We start from the raw sequence: 26,060 nt of genomic DNA, 5'->3' as shown, positions 1-26,060 counted from the left end.
TGAGAGAGCAGACCCCATGGGCCACCGCCTTTCCAAAATATACACCCGCACCGGCGACAGCGGCATGACGGGACTGAGCGACGGCGCGCGGGTGGAAAAAGACTCCGCCCGCATCGAGGCCATGGGCGCCGTCGACGAACTTAACAGTCATCTCGGCGCCACCCTGGCCCAGTCCCTCCCAGACGCCCTACGCGATTGCCTCACCCAGATCCAGCACCGCTTGTTTGACCTGGGCGGCGAGCTGTCCATGCCGGGGGATGAATACAGCGTGCTGCGCAGCGCCCATATCCAACAGCTGGAACAATGGCTCGATGAATTCAACGCCGAACTGCCGCCGCTCAAGGAATTCATTCTGCCCGGCGGCAATGCCGCGGCCGCCAGCTGCCACATCGCCCGCGCGGTCTGTCGGCGCGCCGAGCGCCGCGTCGCCAGCCTGCTGCGCCAGGAGGCGGTCAACCAGCAGGCCCTGTCCTATCTCAATCGCCTCTCCGACCTGTTGTTCGTCATGGCCCGCCTGCTGGCACGCGAAAACGGCGGCAGCGAGGTATTGTGGCGACCCGCCAAGGCCGAGGACAACTAGGGCCTGTTAACGCTAATCAATTTCCAGATCATTATCGGTTTGCCTGCCGGGCACACGGCCACACCCGCGACCATGAATCGCTTGCCCTAAACGGTTATAATGATTTGTTTATTCAAGGCAAAAGCATAAGGGATTGCTATGTATAAACCGGTGGTCATCATTGGCGTGGGCGAAATGGGCGGGGTATTCGCCCGCGGCATATTGCGCAGCGGCTATCCGCTCTACCCTGTTACCCGCGCAATGGACCCAATGACCGTGGCCGCGGCCGTCCCCAAACCCGAATTCGTGCTGGTGGCAGTGGCGGAACAGGATCTGCATGCCACCCTGGCCAACATCCCCCCGGCATGGCGTGATCGTCTGGTGCTGCTGCAAAACGAGCTGCTGCCGCGCGACTGGCGCGACTACCCCTTCACCGATCCCACCGTCATTTCCGTTTGGTTCGAAAAAAAGCGCGGCCAGGACACCAAGGTACTATTGCCTTCGCCGGTCCACGGTCCTCATGCGCAGGCCATCCAAGAGGCCCTCGGCCAACTCGACATTCCCTGCCGCGTGGTCGATTCGGACGCCGCGATGGAGTACGAGCTGCTGCGCAAGAATGTCTATATCCTGACTACCAACATCGCCGGCCTGGAAAGCGGCGGCACCGTCAACGAATTGTGGCGCGACCATGAGGCGCTGGCGCGCGCCGTAGCCGACGAAGTGATGCAGGTTCAAGCCACCCTGGTGGATCACCCCTTGCCGCACGCCCGCCTACTGGAAGGGATGTTGGAGGCCTTCGACGGCGATCCCGAGCATAAGTGCACGGGGCGCTCGGCGCCGGCCCGTCTCAAGCGTGCCTTGGCGCAGGCCGACGCGGCCGGGCTGCAGGTCCCCACACTGCGCCAGCTTGGCACAACACTGTGACCGCAAAACCGCTACAGAACCACGCCTTGCTGCCGCTTGTCTAACAAAGACCCCGAATGTATAACGGTCGATCCGAATTTGGCAAAGACAGGTTGATGAGCACATGACACGGCGTCGCGTAACGACGAGCGCTATACTCCTCGGGCCGGCGCTGGCAGCGGTGCTAAGCGGCAGCGCCGCAGTGGCGGCCCAAGTGTATGACATCACCGATTTGGGGGCCAATTTCCAACCCCTGGGCCTCAATGAGAGCGGCCTGATCAGCGGCGTCGACAGCAGCGCGGCCACCCCCACGGCGGTGCTGTATCGCGACGGCATTTTGATCCCGCTGCAAAACCAGAGCTATGCCCTCGCCGCCAACGAAAACCAACTGGTGGTGGGCTACCAGGACAACAGCCCGGACAATACCGCCCTGCTCTGGAGCGATACCCAGCTAGCGTCGGAACTGAGTCCGTTCAGCAGTCTGCTGGAGGCGCGCGACATCAGCAGTTTCGACGAAGTGATCGGCGTCCGGCAGATCACCGACGGCTTCGAGCGCGGTTTCAGTTACGACATCTACAGCGGCACCCTCACCACCCTGGGCACCCTGGGCGGCGGCAACGCCCATGCCAACGCCATCAATGATCGCGGTCACATCACCGGCGCTTCCGCCGATGTCGACGACAACATGCTGGCCTTCCGTTACGACACTGAAACCCTGATCAACCTGGATACTTTTGACGGCTATCGCCAAAGCGAAGGCCTGGATATCAACGAAAACCATGACGTTGTCGGCTTGGCCTACAACCGCAATGTCCTGTTCGGCGGCCGCCGCGCCTTTTACGCGCCGGTGAACAGCGGTATTTTCAATCTCGGCGCCCTCAATCACGATGTGGACAGCATTGCCCGAGGCATTAACAACGACGGCTTCATTGTCGGCCAGTCCGTGCGCTTCAACGGCGACAAACGCGCCTTTAGTTTTGACACCTCGGCCAATGACACGCTGTTGATCATCACCGACCCCCAAGGAACCGGGACGGTCTACACCGGCAGCAGCAACGGCAACGGCGTGGCGCGCAGTTTCAACAGCGGTGAAGACTGGCTCAATGTCAATTTGGGACTGGTCAACCGCACCATCAACGGCCTCTCCATCGACCCCGACACTAGCGCCCGCATCTATGCCGCCACCAACGGCGGTATTTTTGTCAGCAACAACAGTGGCAGCAACTGGTTCAGCCTGCACCAAGACCTCAGCGGCTTTACCACCTATGCACTGCATGTGGATAACGCCGTTCGCGAGGACGAGGACGAGGAACGGCGCATGTATGCGGGCACGGCGCGCGGCATCTTCTACAGTCATGACAACGGCGATACTTGGGACCTGGCCCCGGAGACCTCCAACTTCGGCTCCTTCGTATTTGCCAGCGACCCCGACCCGGACAACGAGCTGGTTTACGCCGCCACCTCCAGCGGCCTGTATCGCTCCATCAACGGTGGTGCCAGCTGGAGCCAGGCCAACGGACAGGATGAAACGCGCCTGTTCACCCGCTTTCTCACCATGGTGTTGCTGGATGAAAACGAGCCCGGTGTTCTCTATGTGGGAACACGCGGCGGCGGTATCTACAAAGCCACCCAGATCACCCAGGATATTCAGTTCGAACCCATCAACGACGGCCTGTTGAATGTCGTCATCAACGACTTGATCATCGACACCGACAGCAACCCCAGTATTCTCTACACCGCCACCAACGACGGCTTTTACCGCCGCAGCACCGACCTGGTCAGCGACTGGGAAAAACTGCGCGACGGCGCCACCTTCTCCAGCGCTTTGGCCGACGAGGGCGGCGCCACCAAGACGCTTTATATCACCACCCCCGGCAGCATCTTTCGCTCTGAAAACGGCGGCGCCAGCTGGGCCTCGGTGACCCCGGGCATCAGCTCCAGTGACGTCTACACCTTCCAGGTGATCCGCGACCTGGTCACGCCGACCCAGAGCCGCATCTTCGCCGGCACCGCCAACGGCATTTATTCCACCCGCGCCAACGACGCGGTGGCCGATGCGCTCTGGTCCATCGCCGACAGCGGCACCTCGGGCTTCAAGATCACCAGCATCGCCGTCGACGGCGACAACTACGATCCACCGCGCCTGTGGGCGGGCTCCACCGACCAGGGCCTCTACGTCTCGGTGGACGACGGCCAGAACTGGATCAGGAGCAACACCGGCCTGGACAACTACAATATCCAGGCCCTGGCGGTGGACACCACCACCTTCCCCCCCATCGTCTACGCCGCCACCCTGGGCGGGGTCTATGTCAGCACCGATGCCGGCAGCAACTGGGCGGCGCTGAACAACGGCCTGACCAATCTGTCGGTCTACAGCCTGGCGCTGGACATCGCCGCCACCCCCAAAATCCTCTATGCCGGCACCGCCGACGGCGTCTACCGCAGCAGCGACCAAGGACGCAATTGGGTGCCGGTGAGTATCGGCCTGCCTGACGATGTCGACATCGTCGACCTGGCCATCAACCCGAACAACGATGACCAGATCATCGCCGCCAGCGCCTCTGAAGGTTTGTACCGCAGCCTCGACCAGGGCCTGAGCTGGACGTCACTGAACACTAACAGCACAGTCAGTGATAACGACATCTTTGACATCGCGCAGCATCCCGGCACGCCCGGCACGTTCTTGGTCGCCGCCAAAAACGGGGTGCATCGCATCAGCGACGCCTTCGGCGCCTGGAGTTGGGCGGCCATCAACAGCGGTATCGACGGCCTGAGCGTCTACTCAGTGGCCTACAATCCGGACGCAAGCACCGAGCTGTTCGCCGGCGTCGATACCGACGGGGTCTATAAATCCACCGATGACGGCGCCAGCTGGAGCTTGATGAGCAATGGACTGGAATCGCTGACCAACAAGATGGTGGCGCTGGACACCCAAGTCGAACGGCCGGAATGGCAACTGCAGGACGCCACCGCCATCGACAACATGGGCCGCATCGTCGGCACGGGGCTGCTCAACGGCACGTCGCACGGCTACCTGCTCACGCCGGTGCTGGGCACCGCCAGCGCCGATGTGGCGCTCACCATGACCAGCACCCCGGAGACGCTCAAGGCCAACATCCCCATGACCTTCGAAATCACCATCACCAACAACGGCCCGGACGCCGCCAACGACGTGCAGTTCACTGACTGGCTGCCGCCCAACGTGCTGTACCGGCATTCGGCCGCCAGCCAGGGAGTCTGCAGCGCCGCAACAAGCGCCGAGCCGCCGCTATTGCGTTGCAACATCGGCGTTATGGACGTAGGCGACAGCGTCAATGTCTCCATCTCGCTGGAACCGCAGCAGACCGAACTCCAGATACGCAATATCGCCCGCGTCAAGGCCAACGAGCACGATCCCGACTTCAGTAATAACACGGTCGGCGAGAACCGCACCATCACCATCGATGAGTGTTTCATCGCCACCGCCGCCTACGGCTCATTCCTGCATCCGTATGTCACCGAGCTGCGCGCCTTTCGTGATGATTACCTGCTCAGCAACCGCCTGGGACGTTGGTTCGTGGATTTTTATTATGAACACTCGCCACCGATCGCCGCGCGCATCGCCGAGGACGAGACCCTACGCTGGCTGGCGCGCCTGGTACTGGCGCCCCTGGTGTATACCGTAATGTATCCCGGTTGGGCGTTCACCGGCGTTTTGCTGTTGCTGACGGGCTATGGCTACCGCCGCCGCCACGTCAAACAATGGAAGGCTTACGCGCCGTAATCCACCGGCCACAGCCTGGCCGCGCCGCGCACCCCGCTGGAATCGCCGTGTTTGGCCGGCAGTAAGTGGGTGGCCACGGTATCGGAGAATACCCACTGCGCCCATAACTTGGGGACGCGGTGATAAAGACTGCAGATGTTGGACACACCGCCACCCACCACAATCACCTCCGGGTCGAGGATATTGATCACCCCGGCGAGGGCGCGCGCCAGGCGGTCTTCGTAACGCGCCATGGTCTGCTCGGCCAGGTGATCCCCCTTTTGACAGCGCAGGGCGATCTCATTGGCGCTGAGGCGTTGGCGGGTCAGGTCGTAGTGGTCGCGACTCAGGCCGGCGCCGCTCAGATAGGTCTCGATGCAGCCGCGTTTGCCGCAGTAACAGGGCGGACCGCGGCGTTCGTCCCAGCGCGGCCAGGGGAGGGGATTGTGGCCCCACTCGCCGGCGATGGCGTTAGGCCCTTTTAATACCCGCCCGTTGACCACGATGCCCCCACCGGTGCCGGTGCCGATGATCACGCCGAACACCGTGCCCGCGCCTTCGGCCGCGCCATCGATCGCCTCTGAGAGTGTGAAGCAATCGGCATCGTTAGCCAGGCGCACCGGCCGTTCCAAGGCCGCGACCAGATCCTGTTCCAGGGGCTTGCCGTTGAGCCAGGTGGAATTGGCGTTTTTTATATGCCCGTTGGCAGGCGAGATCGCCCCCGGGGTACCGATGCCCACTGTGCCCTTACGGCCGGCGTATTGTTCCGCCTCCTCCACCAGGGAGGTGATCAAGGCGATGCTCTCGTGATAATTGCCGCGCGGCGTGAGCACGCGATGGCGGAACAGCTCGCGGTCGTCTTCCGCCAAGGCGATCACTTCCGTCTTGGTGCCCCCCAGGTCAATACCAATGCGCATAGTCATGACTGATCTCCCGCTAACAAACGCCGAAATTCCCCCCAATCAAAGGCGGCACCGGGATCGCTCTTGCGCCCCGGCGCGATATCGCAATGTCCCACAATGCGCTCCGGCGTGATACCCGGATAGGCCGCCATCAATCCGCGCGTTACCTGCGCCAAGCGCCGGTACTGGATCGGCTCATAGGGCTCGTCGTCACAGCCCTCCAACTCGACGCCGATGGAAAAATCATTGCAACGTTCACGTCCCTGAAAACAGGAGACGCCGGCGTGCCAGGCGCGTTTAGCAAACGGCACGAACTGCAGCAACTCACCGTCACGCCGGATCAACACATGGGCGGAGACCCGCAATTCGGCGATCTCGGCGAAATAGGGATGGGCAGCGGGATCGAGCCGATTACAGAACAAGTCCTCGATATAACACCCGCCGTACTGGCGCGGCGGCAGACTGATGCCGTGCACCACCAGCAACGAAATAGCCTCCCCAGCCGGCCGCGCGTCGCAGTTGGGCGATGTCAGTCGCCGCGCCTGCCGCAACCATCCCCGCTCTATCATGGTCATGGTAACTGTTTGTAGCACCTGTAAAAGATGCCAGTCTAGCGGAAAAATCGCCGCTGCAAAGCAGGCCCCGGCCGCGCCCACCCAGAACGGTCGGCGTAAAACACAAAGCCCGCTCGCGGCGGGCTTTGTTCTTAATTCATATTTTTAAGCTGACTCAACAGCTTACGGCACTATTCCGGACCCGGATCACGACATCGACCCCCTCCGCCTCGGTCCCGGACGGCAGTGGCGGCAGCTCACCCAAGGACAGCGAATCCGGCGCCATGTCCATCAACTCGCCGGTATCCACATTGTAGAAATGATGATGCGGCGTGGTGGTGGGATCGTAAAACACCCGGCTCGGATCGACGATCACCTCGCGCACCAGCCCCTTCTTGGCGAATAGGCCCAGGGTGTTGTAAACAGTCGCTTTGGAGACGATGGAGCGCTTTTTATTCACCATGACAAGCACCTGGTCGGCCGAGACATGTTGCGGCTCGGCAAACAAAACCTGTGCAATTTCAACGCGTTGCTGGGTCGGATTGACCCCCTTGTGGCGCATCAGGTCAATCACTTCGGCGCGTGAGCGCGGGTATTTATCCATCATAGGCCTTTTGACTCAGTCTAAACCGGTAGGTAATTAGCTTACGACATCAAACAATTATGTCAACTTCAGTATCGGCATCAAGGCCCCGGCACATAAGCCGAGGGCGCCAGGATCGGCGTTCGCGCCAGCATCAAATCCGCCAACAGGCGCGCCGAGGCGGGCCCGATGGCCACCCCGTTGCGGAAATGACCGGCGCTGAGGTAAAGATTCGCCACCTTGGGGTGGGGGCCGATATAGGGGATGCCCTGCGGTGAACCGGGCCTGAGTCCCGCCCAATGGTTCACCAGGGGATAATCGCGCAGGGCCGGGATGAGGGCCTCGGCTGCCGCCTGCAACTCGCGGCGCGCGTCCGCGGTCGGCGTCTTGTCGAAACCGACATGCTCCAGAGTGCTGCCGGCCAGGATATGGCCATCGCGGCGCGGGATCACGTAATGGCCGCCGGCTAGCACGATACGCCGAACCAGATCCGGCGCGGCGCGGTAGAGCAGCATCTGTCCCTTGACCGGCTCGACCTGCAACTCGACCCCCAGGCCCTCCAGCAGCGGCCGGCTCCAGGCGCCGCCGGCAACCACCACCGCCTCGGCATGACAGTCCCGGGTGGCGGTCCTGACGCCCCGAACCCGGCCCTGCTCGATCAACAGCCGCTCGGCCGGACACTGTTCGAGCACGTGCACCCCCAGTGCGGCACAGCTCTTGGCCAGCGCCTGCATCATGCGCGGATTACGCAGTTGAGCGATATGCGGCAGCCACACCCCCGGCTTCGCCTCACCCAGGCGCGGCTCGATCGCAGCGGCTTGCGCCGCAGACACTTCCTCCAGTTCGACCTGGTGCTCCCGCCCCCAGGCCAAGGCCGCGCCGCGATCGTCCGGCGCCAGAATCAATAAACCGCTTTGCAGGTATTCCGGATCCAGTCCGGATTCGGCTTGAATCCGGCTCACGAGCTCAGGGTAATGACGCTGACTCCACGCCGCCAACGCCGTCACCGCCTCGGGATAACGCCAGGGATAAAGGGGCGAGAGAATACCGCCGCCGGCCCAGGACGACTCACGGCCCGCCCTGCCGCGCTCCACCACGGTGACCTTGGTGCCCGCCAATGCCAACTCGCGCGCCAGCAACAAGCCGGTCAGCCCGGCGCCGATAATCACAGTGCTTTTCATGGTGTGAATTATTTCACATTTTCACGCGCCGCGACGGCCGCCGGAACCGTTCATCGCGTCAGTCGCACCACTCGATCCTTTGCCGAGCACTACTGACTCAACATTACCCCAGCCGGCCCGATAAGGAAGTGCAGATACTTTGAAAACCATGGTGAATTACGTGATAGCAGGAACCCGAAAAGCCGACAGCAACAGCGCCCAACGCGGTTTTACCTTGGTGGAGCTGATGATCACCTTGGCCGTCGCCGCTATCCTGATGAGCCTGGCCGTCCCGAGTTTCACCAGCACCATCAAAAACAACCGCCTTACCACACAGGCCAACGATCTCATCGCTACGCTCAATTATGCCCGTAGCGAAGCCATTCGGCGCGGCGCCAATGTCTCTGTCGACAGCAACGATGCTTCAGCCAACTGGCACAACGGCTGGGTCGTGAAAGACAGCAGCAACAATATCCTGCGTAACCACCAGGCTTTCGAGGGCAGCAGCACACTCGTTGCCGCCTCCAGCGTCAGCAGCTTGAGCTACAGGAGCACCGGGTTTTTGAGCGGCAGCTCCGCGATCACCTTCACACTATGCGACGACCGCAGCGGCGAAACCGGCCGGACAATCAGTATCTCTCTGACCGGGCGACCCAGCGTCAGCAACTATACCTGCGACAGCTAGGAGGCGTAATAAGAATGTATCGAAAAAAACACAACGCCGGTTTTACCATGATAGAAGTGCTGATCACGCTCATTATTCTATCGCTGGGACTGCTGGGCTTGGCCGGCATGCAGGCCACCGGGCTAAAGAGCAACCACGAAGCCTATATGCGCAGCCAGGCCACTTTATTAGCCTATGACATGAGCGATCGCATGCGCGCCAATATGGCCGGTGTCAGCGCCGGTAATTACAACAATATTTCAGGCATTCCGCAGTCCTACACCGATTGCGAGTCCAACGCGTGCACGCCGGCACAAATGGCGGTGTTCGACACTTATCAATGGAACACCGCGCTGGCGGACAAGCTCCCCTCCGGACAGGGAACGGTAACGACGTCAGGCGGCATCTCCACCCTCTCGGTGATGTGGGATCACGAGCGCAGCGGCGCCAGCGGCACCGACTGCGACCCCGATGATGCCGACGACCTTAAATGCTTCCAGGTGGAGTTGGAGTTATGACAGACCGCACAAATCACGTGTCACAGCAACGCGGCTTCTCCATGGTGGAACTCATGGTGGCAATCGTCGTCAGCCTCCTGTTAATGACCGGCACTATTCAGATCTTCGCCAATAACAAGCAGACCTATCGGGTACAGGAAGCACTGTCACGGTTACAGGAGAACGGGCGCTTCGCCGTGAACCTGTTGACCAAGGATATACGCATGGCGGGGTTCGCCGGCTGTGGTGATATCGGTGTAGCCACCAACATTGCCGATGTCGATGGGGACGGAGTACCTGATCAAGCGGGTGACGTTTCGACTGCCGGTATCGATGGGCGAGAAGAAGCCGGCCTGCCTGTCGCCATCACCGATACAGTCCAGCTCACCGCAGCTGATGTCTATGACGGCACCGACGTCATTCTTATAAAACGAGGCAGTGACACCGGCGTACGCCTGGTCGGCAACATGACCGCGGATAACGCCAACATCCAGCTGGACGCCGTTACCGCCGCCGGGCTCTTTGCGCCAGATGACATTTTGGTTATATCCGATTGCGAAGACACCGACGTCTTTGCCGCCAACAACGTCTCATCAGGCAGCGGCAAGATCACTATCGCCCACTCCAATTCCGTCAACATAAACAACAAGCTGTCAAAGGCCTACGGCGCCGACGCGTCTGTCATGAAGATGGAAAGCTTCGTCTATTACATCGGCATCAACGCCTCGGGCGGGCCTTCGCTCTACCGCAAGAGACTCAGCAACGTCAATGTGGTCACAGAAGAGCTTATCGAAGGCGTGGAAGACATGGAAATACTATACGGCGAGGATACGAATGGCGACCAAACGGCGGACACCTATATCTCCGCAGCCAGCGTCACGAACATGGTCGATGTCGTCAGCGTGCGTCTCACGCTGACCCTGCGCACGCTCGACGACAATGTCTCCCTGACCGCCGGCGGCGGCGACAACCGCATCCGCCGCACCTTCAGCTCCACCATCACTATTCGAAACCGGGTTTCTTAATCCCTATGGTTACAGCGATGAGAAAACAAGACACATCACTTCAAAACGGTCAAGGCGGCGCCGCCCTCATTGTCAGTCTTCTGCTCCTGCTGGTCATGACAATCATCGGCGTCACCGCCATGCAAACCAATATTCTAGAAGAGAAAATGGCCGGCAATGATCGCGATATTTCACTGTCTTTACAGGCGGCTGAAGCAGCGCTACGTGCCGGCGAAGCCACCATTGAAGGAATCGTCTCACCGGCCGCCGCATTTAACGGTGAGACAGGCGGGCATTACCCGGAAGGCAGTGATGTCAACGTATTCTCGGATGCCACCTGGACGGCGGACAACTCCTTGGAATACGGGGCGGACATCGAGAATATCGGAACCAGACCCCGGTACATTATCGAGTTTGTCGGAGAAATAGGCACCGGCACCAGCGACGTTAATATCGGTGGCTATGGCGAGACATCCGGCCAGGGCACGCTCAACAGCTTTCTTATCACAGCGCGAGGAACCGGCGGTTCAGACACGACGGTCACCTTACTACAAAGCTATTACGCCAAACGTTTTTAATCAGCATCACAGGCCGATGACGGGAGAAACATCATGAAACATCGTAAGCACTCGTACCAACACGTTTTGGCCGTGACAGTTTGCGTGATTTCCGCCACCTTATTTCAATCCCGGGCGCTTGGTGCGCCGGGCTCACTATCCGATCAGCCCTTGTATGTAGGCCCCGCCGTTGAGTCTAACATTTTCATGCTTAGCGACGACTCGGGCAGTATGGACTGGGAGGTTATGACTACAGACACTGACAATGGCGGCCGCTTTACCGGCAGCCAGCCTGACGGCAGCAATCCGGTCGGCGCAGGTGACGTCAAGCACCGCGACAGCAATGACGATGGGTCAGCCAATTGCAGTTTCTCCGACAGCTACTCTTCTGACGGCTATATCTATATCGTGGAGTGGGGCAGCAACGCCTACAGTGATAACGGTAACGACTGCTATACCGCGGACGACCAGGCCTGGCGCATCCGCAACAGCGACTTCAATCCGCTCTATTTCGACCCAACCAAGACCTATGAACCCTGGGACGGCAAAGACATCAATGGAAATCCCTTCGACAATATTGATATTACCAATGCCCCCGACGATCCCTACAATCCCCAGGAAACCATTAACCTCCTGACAGACAACTCTAACTGGGCGGGTGCCGGGCTTGCCCGACTTACGAGCGATCGCGATGGCGACGGCAACCCGGATGGATTCTATTTCTATACCTGGACTGATGATGGTGACGGAATCTTTGAAAACGGCGAAGAGACTGAATACAAGATCCGCGACATTACCGACGCCCAAGCGGTTACCTGGCTGGGAGAAGGCAAAACCGCCGCCGATGTAAAACAGAATTTCGCCAACTGGTTCGGCTATCACCGCAAACGCGAATTTGTCGCCAAGTACGCCCTCAGTAAGGCCATTGTGGACCTTACCGGCGCACGCGTCGGCTACGGCAGCATCAATAACAATAACAACGTCAAGATCGAGGTCGCGTCATTGAACTTGGAGCCCGACGTCGGGAATAAAAAGGCGCTGTTCGACAAGCTCTACTCCACGAACTCATCGGGCGGGACGCCGTTACGACAGAACCTGAGAAATGTGGGGAGATATTTCGACTATGTCAACAACAGCTTTTTTGGCGACACCGGCGACTACACCAATCCCATTCTTCCGGCCGGTGAATACGGTATGTGCCAGAAGAACGTCAGCATATTGATGACCGATGGTTTCTATACCGGCTCCAGCCCCAGTATAGGCAATGCCGACGGCGACGGCGACACGGCATTTGATGGCGGCGCCTATAGCGATACGTATTCCAACACCCTCGCCGACGTCGCCATGCACTACTATGAAAATGATCTGTCCGCGCTTTCCAACGAGGTCCCCACGTCCGCGAGCGATAGCGCATCCCATCAGCACATGAACACAATCACGGTCGCATTCGGCGTCAGCGGTACACTGAATCCGGCAACGGATGATCCGACAGCAGGCGGTTTTAGTTGGCCCGATCCCGACGACGGCAATGACGAAAAGATCGACGACCTTTGGCACGCCGCCTATAACGGCCGCGGCGATTTCTTCAGCGCCCAAAATCCCGATTCGCTGGTCACCGCCATCCAAGCCGCCGTCAACACCGCCTCCAAGGGCACCAGCACGGCGGCGGCGGTGGCCTTCAATACCACCACCCTAGATACCGGCTCGGTGGTTTATCAAGCCAAATTCAACCCGTCCGAAAACTGGAAGGGTGAGCTTATCTCTAGCGATCTTGCCGGCGACGGCAGCATTGCCGAGTCACCCACTTGGAATGCCGGCAATGTGCTAAACACCCAATCACACGCATCCCGGGTTATATTGACCTACAAGAGAGATACCGGGACGCCCGGCAATTCCACCGGCATTGCCTTCAAGACGCTTGCCAACCTGGCCTCAAGCCAACAGGACGACCTCAATATGGGACCGTCCGGCGCGGACGGAGAAGGACAGGCGCGTATCGATTATCTGCGTGGCGACACCTCCGACGAATCCCAGGACCTGTTTTTCCGTGACAGGACAAATGTACTGGGCGACATCGTCCATTCGAATCCCGTGTATGTGGGCAAACCCCAGTCCGGCTATCCCAATACCGCCACCTTCGGCGACGGCGTTTACTCAGATTTCGTGGCCGCCAACGAAGACCGCGGAGGAATTATTTATGTCGGCGCCAATGACGGCATGTTGCACGGCTTCAACGAAGACGACGGCAGCGAGGCCATGGCCTTCATCCCCAACGCCTTGTTTTCATCATCCGCAGGCGAAGGGTTGCATTACCTCACTGACCCTTCCTATTCGCATAGATACTATGTCGACCTGAGCCCGACCGTTCAGGACGTGTACATCGACGGTGCCTGGAAAACCGTGCTGGTCGGGGGCCTGCGCGCCGGCGGCCGCGGCATCTTCGCGTTAGACATTACCGACCCCAGCTCATTCGCGGATGCCAATGCCGGCGACATCGTGATGTGGGAGTTCGATAGCAGTGATGATGCGGATCTCGGCTATACCTTTAGTCAACCCACCATCACCCTGCTCGAAAACGGCAAATGGGCAGCCATCTTCGGCAACGGCTATAACAGCACCGGGGACGGCCAGGCCAGCCTGTTTATCTTGTATCTGGAGGACGGCATGGATGGCGAGTGGTCCAATGGCGATTACATCGAGATCAAGACCGGGGTTGGCACGCTGGCCGACAAGAACGGACTCTCGTCATCCGCCGTGGTCGACGCCGACGGCGATGGTCGCGCCGACCGTGTCTATGCCGGTGACTTGGAAGGTAATCTATGGGCCTTCGATATCAGCGGCAGCAATCCCAGTCAATGGGGGGTTGCCTATAAACAGGGCAATACACCAAAACCTCTATTTATCGCGGCGAACAGCGGTGGCACTGCGCAAGCAATCACAACCAAGCCCATTGTCGCCACGCAAACGGCGTCCGTCAGCGGCAATCCGGACCCTAGCCTGATGGTATTCTTCGGTACCGGACAATTTATCGTCGACGGCGACAAAACCACCAGCGACACCCAGAGCTTCTACGGCGTATGGGACAGCGGCACGAAAGAGCTGACCCGCTCAGACCTGACGCAGCAAACCCTGACTGCATCAGGGTCCGTGCGCACCACGTCGGATAACGTAGTGGCGTACAGCAACAGCAACCACGGCTGGTTCCATGATCTACCTACCAGCGGCGAACGGGTGGTGGTCAATCCAAAAATCCGCGGCGAATTCGTCTTCTACAACACCTTGATTCCAGGCACCCAACTCTGTCAACCGGATGGCTACGGCTGGCTGATGGCGGTCAAACAGGTCGACGGCACCATGTCGGACACCGCCCTGTTTGACACCGATGGCGACGGCGACGTCGACGGCGACGACGCCCAGGCCGCCGGCGTCCAACTGACCGATATTCCGGCCGGCTCGAACTTCCTCGGCGATATGATGTATACCCCCGACGACGAAGGCAACATTGACGCCCGCCGGGTCGACGTCGGTATCAGCGGCGATTCGGGGCGGCTTTCCTGGCAGGAACTTTTCGCCCAATAGGACCGACTTTAATCTGACACTCTTAATGACGGAATTCAATTATGAAGAAACGCAGTCTCAGTTTAGCAGCCTTGTTTTTGCCGCTCATCTTGCCAGTCGGCTTGTTGGCGGCTCAATTACCAAGCCATTACCCGGACCACTTCGATAACGTCGGCATCATCGACGATATCGACGCGCGCCAAAGTAGAATCGTGATATACGACACCCTGATGCGACTCCCCGCAGGCGTAGCGGTGCACAGCCCAAGCCGTCAAGTCGGACTGGTCAGCGAGCTGCGCAAGGGCATGAAGGTCGGCTATAGTTATCGGCGGGAAAACCGCAGCAAGAACCTTACCGATATCTGGATCCTGCCCGGCAACTACCCCCTGGGCGGTGACGAATAGAGCGGAACGTGTAGACTTCGTATAAGCGATCCGCCCAACCCGCCCGCTCAGCGAAACCCAGCGCATTGGCCACACAGAACTGAATCAAGAGAACTGAATCATGAGACATAGACAAGCCACCGGCTTCACACTGATTGAATTGATGATTGTCGTCGCCATCATCGGCATCCTCGCCGCCATCGCCTACCCGGCGTATCAGGACCAAGTACGCAAAGGCAAGCGCGCCGAAGGCCAGGCCGCCTTATTGGACATGATGGCGAAACAGGAGCGTTTTTACACCGACAATAACAGCTACACCACGGCCCTCACCGATCTCGGCTTTGAGGCCGATGCCAATGTTGATTCGCCCGAAGACCACTACAAACTGTCCGCGGCGGAGTGTAACGGCTCCATTTCATCCTGCGTGATTATCACCGCCGACCCGCAATTCGACGACGCGCTATGCGAAAACCTGACGTACAATTCGCTGGCGACCAAAGGTATAACCGGCAGCGGCACCGTGGACAACTGCTGGTAAATCGCCATGACGCCAGGCCGATCCCGATGACGTAAACGGCCGAAATAAATTAGAAAATCCTAATAAACCGCTCATCGGCCACCCGCCGCCTTTCGGCACGCCGCCGTCCAAAACCCAATCATTTCCGCCGCCCTTTGTGCTAGCGTGCAAAAAAAGCGAGAAGGGATGCGCGGACAATGATTGGGGCTGTCTCGACCCGCCAGGCGGGTTTCACATTGATCGAAATATTGGTCACGATCGTCATTCTGTCGATCGGCTTGCTCGGCATCGCCGGCATGCAGGCCTCCAGCCTGCGCAACAACCACGCCGCCTATACCAAGACCCAGGCCGCCAATCTGGCCATGGATATGGCCGATCGTATTCGCGCCAATCCCGGTGCCCGGGCCGAATACGTCGGCTTCGACACGGGCACCAACGTCCCGGCAGATCCCGGCTGTATCGGCACCGGTTGCACGGCCGAGCAGCTGGCCGACTTCGACATGCGTCAGTGGAGCATCCCCATCCTCGGCACCAACGGTACCACCGTCACCGAAACCACCAAACCCGCCCTGCCCGACGGCCGCGGCATGATCGGAACAGACAACGGCCGGTACGTCGTCACCCTGCTCTGGCGTGAACCGGCCTTTGACGCGGACATGACCCGTACCCAATGCATCGCCGACCAGGACCCCGAATTCGCCTGCTTTCAGATGAGGTTCCTGCCATGATGAAGCTGCCGCGTACGCAATCCGGCATGTCGCTGGTGGAACTGATGATCGCCATCACCCTCAGCCTGATTCTCAGCCTGGGCATCATCCAGATCTTCAGTTCCAGCAAACAGACCAGCCGGGTGCAGAATGAACTGGCGCGGCTGCAGGAGAACGCCCGTTTCGCCTTGGACCTGCTCAGCAGCGACATCCGTATGGCCGGCCAGTTGGGATGCAACAGCAATGTGCATGTCAACGACAGCAGCAACGGCAGCCTTGGCCCTTTCAGCCACGGCATCCGCGGGTATGACTATGCGGGCACCGACGACATCAAGCTGACCGCCGATGGCAGCCTCAACAATGTGATCGACGGCACTGACGTCATAATGGTGATCGCCGCCGGCGCCAACGCCGTTTCGGCCACCAGCACGACGGCGGCGGTCACTGCCGGCAGCATCGCGCCCATCGCCGACATTGATGAGGGCGATCCGGCCATCGTCAGCGATTGTGAGACCGCCGACCTGTTCATTGCCGGCGCGCGTGAGCCAAACAGCAACATCCTCCCCGTCAAGGGCGCGACCTTGAGCAAGACCTACTCCGACAATGCGGAAATCGCCAAACTCGACTACACCGCGTATTACCTGCGCGCGGACGCCGACGGGGTACGCAATCTCTATCGTTCCTACGTCAACAACCTGAATAACAACCCCGGCATCAGAACCGAGGCCTTGCTGGCCGGGGTGGAGGATTTCCAAATCCTATACGGCCAGGATATCAACGGTGACGGCAGCAATATCCGCTACGTAGACGCCGACAATGTTGATCCCACCAATCCTGTGGCTGACATGAGCGATATCATCAGCGTACGCATCCATCTGCTGCTCGCCACCACGGAAGACAACCTGGCACCGCAACAGCCCCAGCCGCAGCAATACTGGTTCATGGATGACCTGCAAACGGCCGCGGCCGGTGACCGGCGCCTGTTCCGCAGCTTCACCACCACCATTCAACTCCGCAACCAAGGCATCGGCACATGATGAATAGACAACGCGGCTCGGCCCTCATCCTTGCCCTGCTGATCCTGTTGGTGATGACCATGCTGGGCATCACCGCCATGAGCACCTCCACACTGGAGGAAAAGATGGCCGCCAATGACCGCAATCAAAAACTTGCCTTTCAGAACGCCGAACTCAAACTGGCCCAAAGCGAATCCGAAGTACGCGATTACGATTGGAATGTGGACGTCAGCGGCGTGCTCGATGCCGAGGCCGCCCATCCCGGACTCTACGGTGAGGGCACATCCCCGAATTATTACGAGCCGGCCACCTGGACCCCGGAAGCGGATCTGTGTGAAACCGTTGAAAACAATCTCGCCGACAACAAGGCCTGCCGCATCGTCCAGGTAATGGACGTGCCGCCGCCCCTGGAACAGGGCGGCGGCTACGGCCAACTGAGCCAGTCCAACATGCCCGCGGCCAAGCTCAGAATCACCGCCCAGGGCCGGGACGCCAGCGGCGGCGCGCGCGTCATGGTGCAAAGCACCTATGAAAAGAACATCACCCCATAAGAATTCGGATAATATCGTGAGCAGAAAAAAACAACACGTTACCAGCGCCACCTTTGCCTACGCTTTCACCTTGCTGACGCTCGGCCTGCCCACCGCCCAGGCCGCGCCCGGCACCCTGGCGCAACAACCTTTATTTCTCACCAACAACGTCCCGCCCAATGTTCTTTTTGTTAACGACAACTCCTTCAGCATGAGTTGGGAGATCCTTTTCCCCGGCGGAGAGCTGGGTGCCGACGGACGGCTGTCGGAAAATAGCGACAATCTCACGCCGCCACTGATTCACAACACGACCTGTACGCTGAATTCCGAGATTGACACCGAAGAAAAGATTGCGGAGCATTACCGCGCCAGGCAATACGGACGCATCCTCCAGATCTCAAGTAACGAGTGCACTCAAACTGTCGCCGAAGAGGAGTGGCGCGCACGTACCCGTGCCTATAATCGCCTCTACTTCGATCCCCAACGTCAGTATGAACCGTGGCCCGGCTATAATAATTCCAGCATTACCCAGGCGCCGATTGATCCGACGACATTCGATTGGGACTCGGAATCGCCCACTGCCGGAAGCTACGTGAATCTGACCAGCGACTCTGCGCTACTAGTAAATGGCAATCGCAGCGGCTATTACGCAACCTCAGAATGGACAAACTGGTGCGCCAGCAACCAATCGACGGCGGGCACCTGCAAGGGTTGGCGCTACTACACCTGGATTGACAGTGACAGCGAAGACGATATCGACGAAGGTGAACTTTCGATTCACTGGATCAAGGACCAGGATGACGCAACCAAACAGAATTTTGCCAACTGGTTCACCTACCATCGCAAACGCGAATACGTGGCCAAATACGCCATCGCCAAGGTGATCAGCGAGACTAACGGCATGCGGATGGGCACCGCGACGATTAATCTTCCCCCGGAAGGCCCCTCAGGGAGGGTTCCGATTCAGCCGGCCGATAGTGACAAGGAAACTCTACTAGATGCTGTATTCAAAACTGACGTTACCGCCAGAACGCCTTTACGCAGCGCCCTGGAAAATGCCGGCAAATATTATAAGAACGGTGATTTCTTCGGTACCGCACACGATCCTATCTTGCCGGATCCGGCCGGTCAGTGTCAGATCAATAATACTATCCTCATGACCGACGGCTATTACGATGGAGATGAGTTTGATACACCAGAGTTTGCAACCCTGGCCGACGCTGCGGAATTCTACTACCAAGACTTGCGCAGTTTAGAAGGTGAACAGCGCATGCACACCTATACTGTAGCCTTCGGTGTACAGGGAACATTGGACCACGATACCGACGTTTATGCCGACGATTTCACCTGGCCGGACCCTACCATCTCGGATGCCGCCAAGATCGACGACCTGTGGCATGCCGCCGTCAACGGCAACGGCCTGTTTCTGAGCGGCGACAACTCCGATGAGCTGGTGGAATCCCTGCGTTCGGCGCTGAACGATATTGACCAGCAGATCGAAAGCGCCACCTCCGTCACCGGCTCGTCGTTCCGACTGGACGACGATTCCTTGATCTATGTGAGCCGCTTCAATGCCGCGGACTGGACGGGCGAGTTGTTGGCCTACTCGATGGACAGCAGCGGCAACCTGACATTGACCTGGAGCACCGACTCGACCCTAGCGAACGAGGACCATAGCACCCGCGAAATCATCACCTTCGACGGCGCTGACGGAGTGGCATTTAACTGGAATGACGGTTCCTGCAGCAACTGCATCAGCAGCGCCATGAACGAGGCCCTGTCCCTCACCTCGGACGGCACGTTGGACCCCGACCTGGGCCAGGCGCGGCTGGACTACCTGCGCGGCAAGCCCAGCGATGAATTTGCCGACGTTGCCTTCCGACCACGCGCTGCGCTGCTGGGCGACATTGTCAACAGCAGCGCGGTGTATGTAGGTGCCCCCGCCAGCTTCTATCCCAACAGCGACCCCTTCGGCGTCGAAGAAAACCGCTTTTTCGATTTCTGGGACGCCAATAAAGGGCGCACGCCCCTGCTCTACGTCGGCGCCAACGACGGCATGCTGCACGCACTCAACGCCAACACAGGGGAAGAGGTATTCGCCTATGTGCCGGAAACCCTGTTCGCGGACCTGCCGCTGCTGACCGATCCGGCCTACAACCACCGTTTCTATGTCGACAACACCCCCAGCGTCAGCGATGTCTACACCAACGACGCCTGGCGCACCGTGCTGGTGGGCGGCCTGGGGGCCGGCGGGCGCGGCGTGTATGCCTTGGATATTACCGACCCGCTCAATCAATCAGTCAGCCACGCCCGTCGAGGCCTACGCCGCGCAACGGGTACTGTGGGAATTCAACCACGGCGACGACGAGGACCTGGGCTACAGCTTCAGCCGCCCCGTCATCGCCCTGACCAAGCAAGGCTGGGCGGCCATCGTCGGCAACGGCTCTAACTCCTCCGATGCGGCCGATGACAACGGCACCGCATCCTTGTTTATTCTTTACCTGGACGCGGACCTCAGCGATGCCGGTGAGTGGGACCCGGGTACCGACTATCGCAAGATCGACACCGGTGTCGGCGGCGTCGACGCGGCCGAGAACGGCCTGTCCTCACCCACCGCCGTGGACACCGACGCCGACGGTTATGTCGACCGCGTCTATGCCGGCGACCTGCACGGCAATCTGTGGGCCTTTGATCTCACGGATGCCGACGACGCCAACTGGGACGTCGCCTACCAAGAAAGCGATGGCACACCCGTGCCGCTGTTCAAGGCCGCCGCGGCTGACGACACGCCCCAACCCATCACCGCCAAGCCGAGCGTCATCCGTCATCCCTTCCAACCCAGGGTCAGCGCCAACGGCCCCAATCTGATGGTGTATTTCGGCACCGGTCAGTATCTGACCACGGACGACCTGGGCGATACCGCCACCCAAAGCTTCTACGGTGTGTGGGACAGCGGCCGGATCGGCAGCGGCGACACACCCTTGAGCCGTGCCGTCTTGCATCAGCAGAGCATTATGAGCGGCCAGGCCCTGGGTGAGGATGTGCGCACCACCAGCGGCACGGCGGTGAATTACGAAGAGGGGCAATTCGGCTGGTATTTCGATCTCGGCCCGGACGCCGATTCGGCGGGCGAGCGCGTTATCAGCAATGCGGTCGTGCTTAACGACACCGTCTTTTTCAACACCTACATCCCCAGCATCGTGCCTTGCGACAGCGGCGGCAGCAGCTGGTTCATGTTCGTCGACGCGGCCTCCGGCGGCACGCCGCGCGCACCGGTCATCAGCATTAACAACGACACCGTGATGGACCTGGTGGACTTGGGCAGTGGCGACAGCCCACCGTCAGGCCTGTTGTTAGAAGGCGCGCTGAGCAGCCCGTCATTGAGCTTGGGCGCCGGCAACAGCGGCATCGGCGCCACCCTGATTCATACCCAGACGGGCATCGAGAATCTCGCCACCGATCTGGGCGCGGCCATGCTGGGCAGACGCCTGTCCTGGCGCGAATTGCGCCAGGAATAAAGCGCGCGGCGGGCGGCGGCTTATCGCAGCCCCTTGGGCATGGTGAAGACGACGTTTTCTTCCTTGCCGGCCAGCTGTGCCGCCGCGCCCATGCCCCAGGCCTCGAGGCGTTCCATCACCTCGTTCACCAGTACTTCCGGAGCCGAGGCCCCGGCGGTAATCCCGATCTTATCGGCATCCGCCAACCAATCGCGCTGAATCTCACCGGCGTTGTCGATGAGATAGGCGCGGGCGCCGAATTTTTCGGCGATTTCGCGCAGGCGGTTGGAATTGGAGCTGTTGGGCGAACCCACCACCAGGATTACATCGCTTTGCTCGGCCAGTTCCTTGACCGCATCTTGACGGTTCTGGGTGGCATAGCAGATATCGTCCTGGCGCGGCCCGACAATGGCGGGGAAGCGCTGTCTCAGGGCCTCGATCACCGCACGGGTGTCGTCCACCGACAGGGTGGTCTGGGTGACGAAGCCGAGACGTTGCGGATCCTTCACCTCCAGCGTCGCCACATCGGCGGGGGTCTCGACCAGATACATGCCGGCCTCGCCCTGGTACTGGCCCAGGGTGCCTTCCACCTCCGGGTGACCGGCATGACCGATCAGCACCACGCCATAACCATCGCGGGCGAAGCGTTCCACCTGCAGGTGCACCTTGGTCACCAGCGGGCAGGTGGCGTCGAACACCTTCAGGCCGCGGCGCTTGGCCTCGTCCCACACCGCCTTGGAGACGCCGTGGGCGCTGAAAATCACCGTGGCCTGGTCCGGCACCTCGTCCAGTTCTTCGACGAAGACGGCACCGCGCTGGCGCAGACCACCGACCACGAATTTGTTGTGCACCACCTCATGGCGCACATAGATGGGCGCGCCGAACAACTCCAGGGCGCGCTCGACGATGCCGATGGCGCGATCGACCCCGGCACAGAAGCCACGTGGATTGGCGAGTAAAACCGACATAACGAGTTCCTTAATTGGTTGCCTTGTGACGGCTGCTGAAGCTGTCGATGACCAACAACAGCGCCCCCAGGGTAATGGCTGAATCGGCGATGTTAAAGGCCGGCCAGTGACAGCTGCCGCCGCGGTTGCCGATCGCCTGGCCGAAAAACGGCAGGCAATCCTTGCTCAGATAATAGACATCGATAAAGTCCACCACATGACCGAGCCAGATGCGGTCGATGACATTCCCCAGTGCACCGCCCAGAATCAGCGCCAACGCCACCGCCAGGGGCCTGTCTTGGGGCCCGAGACGACGCAGCCAGTAGACGATGTATCCCGACACCAGCAGGGCCAGGACGATGAAAAACCAACGCTGCCAACCGCCGGCCCCGGCGAGAAAACTGAAGGCGGCGCCGCTGTTGTAGGACAGGGTCAGGTTGAAGCCGGTAAACACCTGCTGCGGCATGTGCAGTTGCAGCGCGGCATTGGCCCACAGCTTGGTGACCTGGTCGAGCACGATCACCAGCAAGGCCAACCAGGTCCAGCGCAGCATGGAACGGCGTTGTTCAGGCAAAACGGCGCTGCTCTCCATCACCCACCACATTCTCAACACAGCGGCCGCACAGCTCCGCATGCTCGGCATGACGGCCCACATCCGCGCGGTGATGCCAACAGCGCACGCATTTACCGTGCGGCGAGGGCGCCACCGCGATCCAGAGTTCGTCGTTGGAATCCAGGCGGTAATGCGCCGCCTCGTCCGGCACCACGGTGGTGCCGTGAACGCGCGCCTCGGACGTGATCAAGGCAAAGCGCAGCTCGTCGCCCAACTGTTCCAACTGCGCCTTCAGTTCGCTGCCGCAGTAGAGCTCCACCTCGGCATCCAGCGAGCCGCCGATGCCGCCGGCGATGCGTAATTGTTCCAGTTCTTTCTTGACGTGCTCACGCACCTGCAGCACTTGTCTCCAGAAAGCGCCGCCGAATTCCTCGTCACTGATCTGCGGCAGCGGGTACCAGGTTTCGAGAAATACCGAGGCGCCGCGCTCACCCGGGATGTTGCTCCAGATTTCTTCACTGGTGAACGACAGGATGGGCGCCAACCAACGCGTCATGGCCTCGATGATGTGGTACATGGCGGTCTGGCAGGAGCGCCGCGCAATACTGTTTTCCCGGGTGGTGTACTGGCGGTCCTTGATCACGTCGAGGTAGAAACCGCCCAGGTCCACGGCGCAGAAGTTGTGCACCTTTTGATAGATCTGGTGAAACTCGTATGTGTCGTAGGCGGCCTTAACCTGCGCCTGCAGGGCGCTGGCCCGCTCCACCGCCCAGCGATCCAGGGCCAGCATCTGATCGGCCGGCAGGGCGTGCCGGGCGGGATCGAAACCGTTGAGATTGGCCAGCAAAAAACGCGCCGTGTTGCGCAGACGCCGATAGGCGTCGGCGGTGCGTTTCAGGATTTCATCCGAGACCGTCATCTCGCCGCGGTAATCGGTGGCCGCCACCCACAGGCGCAGGATGTCGGCGCCCAGGGAGTTGGCCACCTTCTGCGGCGCCACGATATTGCCCTTGGACTTGGACATCTTCTGGCCCTTGGCGTCAACGGTGAAGCCGTGGGTCAACACGGATTTGTAGGGCGCCGCCCCGCGCATGGCCACGCCGGTCAGTAATGAGGACTGGAACCAGCCGCGGTGCTGATCCGAGCCTTCCAGATAAAGATCCGCCGGCAAATCGAGTTCGTTACGCCGCGCCAGCACCGCGGCATGGCTGACGCCGGAATCGAACCAGACGTCGAGGGTGTCGCCGACCTTATCGTACTGCTCAGCCTCGTCGCCCAGCAACGCGGCGGGATCGAGCTCGAACCAGGCGTCGATGCCGCCTGCTTCAATGCGTGCGGCCACCTGCTCGATCAACGCCTGGGTGCGTGGGTGCAATGCGCCGCTCTCCTTGTGCACGAACAGGGCGATGGGCACCCCCCAGGTGCGCTGGCGCGAGATGCACCAGTCGGGGCGTTTTTCCACCATGCCCTCGATGCGCGCCTGACCCCAGTCGGGCAGCCATTGGGCGCCCTTGATGGCCTGCAGGGCCTGCCGGCGCAGTCCCTCTTGCTCCATACTGACAAACCACTGCGGCGTGGCGCGGAAGATGATGGGCGTCTTGTGGCGCCAGCAGTGGGGATAGCTATGACGCAGCGCCGCGGCGCGCACCAGTTTGCCTTGGCGCTCCAGCACCTCGATGACATGATCGTTGGCCTTGAACACATGCTCGCCGGCGAACAGCTCGGTACTGGGCAGGAACTTGCCGTCGCCGCCCACCGGATTATCCACCTTGAGTTTGTAGCGCGAACCGACCACGTAGTCGTCCTGGCCGTGACCGGGGGCGGTGTGCACCGCGCCGGTACCGGCCTCGGTGGTGACGTGGTCGCCGAGAATGATCGGCACCTCCCGGTCATAAAACGGATGGGCCAGCGCCAGGCCTTCCAGTTCCGCGCCTTTGCAATAGGCCACCACGCGGTAGTCGTTGATCTCGTAGCGGGCCAGGGTGTCCTTCACCATGGGCTCGGCGATCACCAGGCGCTCGGCGCCGTGCTCCGCGTCGCATTGGATGACCGCGTAATCCAGCTCGGGATTCAACGCGACCGCCTGGTTGGCCGGCAAGGTCCAAGGGGTGGTGGTCCAGATCACCACCGAGATCGGTCCTTCGCCTTCATGATCCTCGACATGGTGACAGCGCTGCATGAAGGCCTCGTCATCCAACACGGTAAAGCGCACGTCGATGGCGGGCGAGGTCTTGTCCTCGTATTCCACCTCGGCCTCGGCCAAGGCGGAGCCGCAGTCCACGCACCAGTGCACCGGCTTGTAGCCCTTGTGCAAATGGCCCTGCTCGATAATGCGGCCCAGGCTGCGCACGATGTCGGCCTCGAATTTGAAATCCATGGTGAGATAGGGATGGTCCCAGTCGCCGATCACGCCCAGACGTTTGAAATCCTCACGCTGCTGATCCACCTGTTTGGCGGCGTACTCACGGCAGGCCTCGCGGAAGGTCTTGGCGTCCACCTTGTGACCGGCCTTGCCCACTTTCTTCTCCACTTGCAGTTCGATGGGCAGGCCGTGGCAGTCCCAGCCCGGCACGTAGGGGGCGTCATAGCCGCTCATGGCCTTGGACTTGACGATGATGTCCTTCAACACCTTGTTCACCGCATGGCCGATGTGGATCTGGCCGTTGGCGTAGGGCGGGCCGTCGTGGAGGATGAATCTGTCGCGCCCTTCAGCGCGGGCGCGCAGCTTGCCATACAGGTCCATGGCCTGCCACTGCTTGACCATGTCCGGTTCGCGATTGGCCAGGTTGGCCTTCATAGGGAAGGCCGTCTTGGGCAGGTTCAGGGTGTGTTTGTAATCAGCCATGTCGTCCGTTGTTCTTTCAATCGTCGTTTAAATTCGTCATATCCAGCAAATTGGCTTCACCACTTGCTATTCGGTCCCCCTCTTCGCAAAAGAGGGGACAGAGGGGGATTTAAATCCCCCTCAGTCCTTTATGCCCTGCGGGTGCCCTTCAAGAAAGGGGGAAGCGGGTAGTGGCTTCGTTGTCACACCGCATTAGCCGCCAACATATATCCGTCATTCTTGCGATAGCCAGTTTAAATTCATCATATCCAGCAAGCTGGCTTCACCACTTGCCATTAGGTCCCCCTCTTTGCAAAAGAGGGGACAGGGGAGATTTAAATCCCCCTCAGTCCCCCTTTAGGAAAGGGGGAAGTAGGTAGTGGCTTCGTTGTCACATTGCGTT

At 60.1% G+C, this 26,060-nt stretch carries 21 protein-coding genes and 1 pseudogene; 15 read left to right on the top strand and 7 right to left on the bottom strand.

The annotated features are described in order from the left end of the window. Positions 1-16: 16 nt before the first annotated feature. The 3 genes from Tel_00920 (at position 17) to Tel_00910 (ending at position 5,225) form a co-directional block, all read left to right on the top strand. A complete protein-coding gene (locus tag Tel_00920; protein ID ALP51813.1) occupies positions 17-580 on the top strand; it encodes a cobalamin adenosyltransferase in 564 nt (187 codons plus the stop codon). Between the two features lie 138 nt (positions 581-718). Then, positions 719-1,483 carry a hypothetical protein gene (locus Tel_00915; GenBank protein ALP51812.1) on the top strand — a complete coding sequence of 255 codons (765 nt, stop codon included), beginning with the start codon at positions 719-721 and terminating at the stop codon, positions 1,481-1,483. A gap of 160 nt (positions 1,484-1,643) precedes the next feature. Continuing rightward, positions 1,644-5,225 carry a hypothetical protein gene (locus Tel_00910; GenBank protein ID ALP51811.1) on the top strand — a complete coding sequence of 1,194 codons (3,582 nt, stop codon included), beginning with the start codon at positions 1,644-1,646 and terminating at the stop codon, positions 5,223-5,225. Here the strand turns inward: Tel_00910 and Tel_00905 are convergent. From Tel_00905 to Tel_00890, 4 genes are all read right to left on the bottom strand, one after another. After that, positions 5,213-6,121: a hypothetical protein gene (locus tag Tel_00905; protein ID ALP51810.1), complete on the bottom strand. Its 909-nt coding sequence runs from the start codon at positions 6,119-6,121 to the stop codon at positions 5,213-5,215. The genes Tel_00910 and Tel_00905 overlap by 13 nt on opposite strands. Positions 6,122-6,123: 2 nt before the next feature. Beyond that, on the bottom strand, positions 6,124-6,681 hold the full coding sequence (locus Tel_00900) for an N-acetyl-anhydromuranmyl-L-alanine amidase (protein ALP51809.1): 558 nt from the start codon (positions 6,679-6,681) through the stop codon (positions 6,124-6,126). Positions 6,682-6,835: 154 nt separating this feature from the next. Further along, on the bottom strand, positions 6,836-7,264 hold the full coding sequence (locus Tel_00895) for a Fur family transcriptional regulator (GenBank protein ALP54683.1): 429 nt from the start codon (positions 7,262-7,264) through the stop codon (positions 6,836-6,838). An 80-nt stretch (positions 7,265-7,344) separates the two neighbouring features. After that, a complete protein-coding gene (locus Tel_00890; protein ID ALP51808.1) occupies positions 7,345-8,424 on the bottom strand; it encodes a D-amino acid oxidase in 1,080 nt (359 codons plus the stop codon). A gap of 148 nt (positions 8,425-8,572) precedes the next feature. Between Tel_00890 and Tel_00885 the strand changes: the two genes are divergently transcribed. The 12 genes and pseudogenes from Tel_00885 to Tel_00830 all read left to right on the top strand — a co-directional run bounded on the left by Tel_00885 (position 8,573) and on the right by Tel_00830 (position 21,354). Next, the gene (locus Tel_00885) at positions 8,573-9,088 is read left to right on the top strand and encodes a hypothetical protein (protein ALP51807.1); all 516 of its coding nucleotides are present in this window, start codon (positions 8,573-8,575) and stop codon (positions 9,086-9,088) included. 14 nt (positions 9,089-9,102) lie between these two features. Beyond that, positions 9,103-9,513, top strand: a pseudogene (locus Tel_00880) (hypothetical protein). A gap of 68 nt (positions 9,514-9,581) precedes the next feature. Further along, positions 9,582-10,589, top strand: a complete 1,008-nt coding sequence (locus Tel_00875; protein ALP51806.1) for a hypothetical protein — start codon at positions 9,582-9,584, stop codon at positions 10,587-10,589. 17 nt (positions 10,590-10,606) lie between these two features. Beyond that, complete coding sequence (locus Tel_00870; protein ALP51805.1) at positions 10,607-11,146, top strand: hypothetical protein; 540 nt, start codon at positions 10,607-10,609, stop codon at positions 11,144-11,146. 186 nt (positions 11,147-11,332) lie between these two features. Beyond that, complete coding sequence (locus tag Tel_00865; protein ALP51804.1) at positions 11,333-14,704, top strand: hypothetical protein; 3,372 nt, start codon at positions 11,333-11,335, stop codon at positions 14,702-14,704. A gap of 41 nt (positions 14,705-14,745) precedes the next feature. Beyond that, entirely contained in the window at positions 14,746-15,087 is a 342-nt protein-coding gene (locus Tel_00860) for a hypothetical protein (GenBank protein ID ALP51803.1), read from the top strand. 100 nt (positions 15,088-15,187) lie between these two features. After that, positions 15,188-15,604 (top strand): hypothetical protein, encoded by a 417-nt coding sequence (locus tag Tel_00855; GenBank protein ALP51802.1) that lies wholly within the window; start codon positions 15,188-15,190, stop codon positions 15,602-15,604. A gap of 176 nt (positions 15,605-15,780) precedes the next feature. Further along, positions 15,781-16,311, top strand: a complete 531-nt coding sequence (locus Tel_00850) for a hypothetical protein (GenBank protein ID ALP51801.1) — start codon at positions 15,781-15,783, stop codon at positions 16,309-16,311. After that, positions 16,308-17,327: a hypothetical protein gene (locus Tel_00845; protein ALP51800.1), complete on the top strand. Its 1,020-nt coding sequence runs from the start codon at positions 16,308-16,310 to the stop codon at positions 17,325-17,327. Before Tel_00850 ends, Tel_00845 begins: the two co-directional genes overlap by 4 nt. Continuing rightward, positions 17,324-17,857, top strand: a complete 534-nt coding sequence (locus tag Tel_00840; protein ID ALP51799.1) for a hypothetical protein — start codon at positions 17,324-17,326, stop codon at positions 17,855-17,857. The genes Tel_00845 and Tel_00840 overlap by 4 nt, the downstream gene beginning before the upstream one ends. A gap of 16 nt (positions 17,858-17,873) precedes the next feature. Further along, positions 17,874-20,285, top strand: coding sequence for a hypothetical protein (locus Tel_00835; GenBank protein ID ALP51798.1), 2,412 nt, complete (start codon positions 17,874-17,876; stop codon positions 20,283-20,285). A gap of 37 nt (positions 20,286-20,322) precedes the next feature. Continuing rightward, complete coding sequence (locus tag Tel_00830) at positions 20,323-21,354, top strand: hypothetical protein (GenBank protein ALP51797.1); 1,032 nt, start codon at positions 20,323-20,325, stop codon at positions 21,352-21,354. A 20-nt stretch (positions 21,355-21,374) separates the two neighbouring features. Here Tel_00830 and ispH read toward each other — a convergent pair whose 3' ends face one another. From ispH to ileS, 3 genes are read right to left on the bottom strand one after another with little or no spacing between them, the layout of a single operon-like run. Further along, positions 21,375-22,301 carry a 4-hydroxy-3-methylbut-2-enyl diphosphate reductase gene (ispH, locus tag Tel_00825; GenBank protein ID ALP51796.1) on the bottom strand — a complete coding sequence of 309 codons (927 nt, stop codon included), beginning with the start codon at positions 22,299-22,301 and terminating at the stop codon, positions 21,375-21,377. A gap of 10 nt (positions 22,302-22,311) precedes the next feature. Further along, entirely contained in the window at positions 22,312-22,833 is a 522-nt protein-coding gene (locus Tel_00820) for a signal peptidase II (GenBank protein ID ALP51795.1), read from the bottom strand. Between the two features lie 13 nt (positions 22,834-22,846). Next, positions 22,847-25,678 (bottom strand): isoleucine--tRNA ligase, encoded by a 2,832-nt coding sequence (ileS, locus tag Tel_00815; protein ID ALP51794.1) that lies wholly within the window; start codon positions 25,676-25,678, stop codon positions 22,847-22,849. Between the last annotated feature and the right edge of the window lie 382 nt (positions 25,679-26,060).

This window comes from Candidatus Tenderia electrophaga, assembly GCA_001447805.1.
In the GTDB taxonomy this organism is placed as follows: Bacteria; Pseudomonadota; Gammaproteobacteria; order Tenderiales; family Tenderiaceae; genus Tenderia; species Tenderia electrophaga.
Note: the sequence above shows the minus strand (reverse complement) of the source record. Positions and strands in the feature narration are given on the sequence as shown.

What these genes read in the sequence shown, in the direction of transcription:
- ileS (ALP51794.1), bottom strand. Translation starts at nt 25,678, where the DNA reads ATGGCTGATTACAAACACACCCTGAACCTGCCCAAGACGGCCTTCCCT.
- Tel_00860 (ALP51803.1), top strand. Translation starts at nt 14,746, where the DNA reads ATGAAGAAACGCAGTCTCAGTTTAGCAGCCTTGTTTTTGCCGCTCATC.
- Tel_00875 (ALP51806.1), top strand. Translation starts at nt 9,582, where the DNA reads ATGACAGACCGCACAAATCACGTGTCACAGCAACGCGGCTTCTCCATG.
- Tel_00850 (ALP51801.1), top strand. Translation starts at nt 15,781, where the DNA reads ATGATTGGGGCTGTCTCGACCCGCCAGGCGGGTTTCACATTGATCGAA.
- Tel_00865 (ALP51804.1), top strand. Translation starts at nt 11,333, where the DNA reads ATGCTTAGCGACGACTCGGGCAGTATGGACTGGGAGGTTATGACTACA.
- Tel_00870 (ALP51805.1), top strand. Translation starts at nt 10,607, where the DNA reads ATGAGAAAACAAGACACATCACTTCAAAACGGTCAAGGCGGCGCCGCC.
- Tel_00915 (ALP51812.1), top strand. Translation starts at nt 719, where the DNA reads ATGTATAAACCGGTGGTCATCATTGGCGTGGGCGAAATGGGCGGGGTA.
- ispH (ALP51796.1), bottom strand. Translation starts at nt 22,301, where the DNA reads ATGTCGGTTTTACTCGCCAATCCACGTGGCTTCTGTGCCGGGGTCGAT.
- Tel_00840 (ALP51799.1), top strand. Translation starts at nt 17,324, where the DNA reads ATGATGAATAGACAACGCGGCTCGGCCCTCATCCTTGCCCTGCTGATC.
- Tel_00890 (ALP51808.1), bottom strand. Translation starts at nt 8,424, where the DNA reads ATGAAAAGCACTGTGATTATCGGCGCCGGGCTGACCGGCTTGTTGCTG.
- Tel_00895 (ALP54683.1), bottom strand. Translation starts at nt 7,264, where the DNA reads ATGGATAAATACCCGCGCTCACGCGCCGAAGTGATTGACCTGATGCGC.
- Tel_00855 (ALP51802.1), top strand. Translation starts at nt 15,188, where the DNA reads ATGAGACATAGACAAGCCACCGGCTTCACACTGATTGAATTGATGATT.
- Tel_00820 (ALP51795.1), bottom strand. Translation starts at nt 22,833, where the DNA reads ATGCTGCGCTGGACCTGGTTGGCCTTGCTGGTGATCGTGCTCGACCAG.
- Tel_00920 (ALP51813.1), top strand. Translation starts at nt 17, where the DNA reads ATGGGCCACCGCCTTTCCAAAATATACACCCGCACCGGCGACAGCGGC.
- Tel_00885 (ALP51807.1), top strand. Translation starts at nt 8,573, where the DNA reads ATGGTGAATTACGTGATAGCAGGAACCCGAAAAGCCGACAGCAACAGC.
- Tel_00900 (ALP51809.1), bottom strand. Translation starts at nt 6,681, where the DNA reads ATGACCATGATAGAGCGGGGATGGTTGCGGCAGGCGCGGCGACTGACA.
- Tel_00845 (ALP51800.1), top strand. Translation starts at nt 16,308, where the DNA reads ATGATGAAGCTGCCGCGTACGCAATCCGGCATGTCGCTGGTGGAACTG.
- Tel_00905 (ALP51810.1), bottom strand. Translation starts at nt 6,121, where the DNA reads ATGCGCATTGGTATTGACCTGGGGGGCACCAAGACGGAAGTGATCGCC.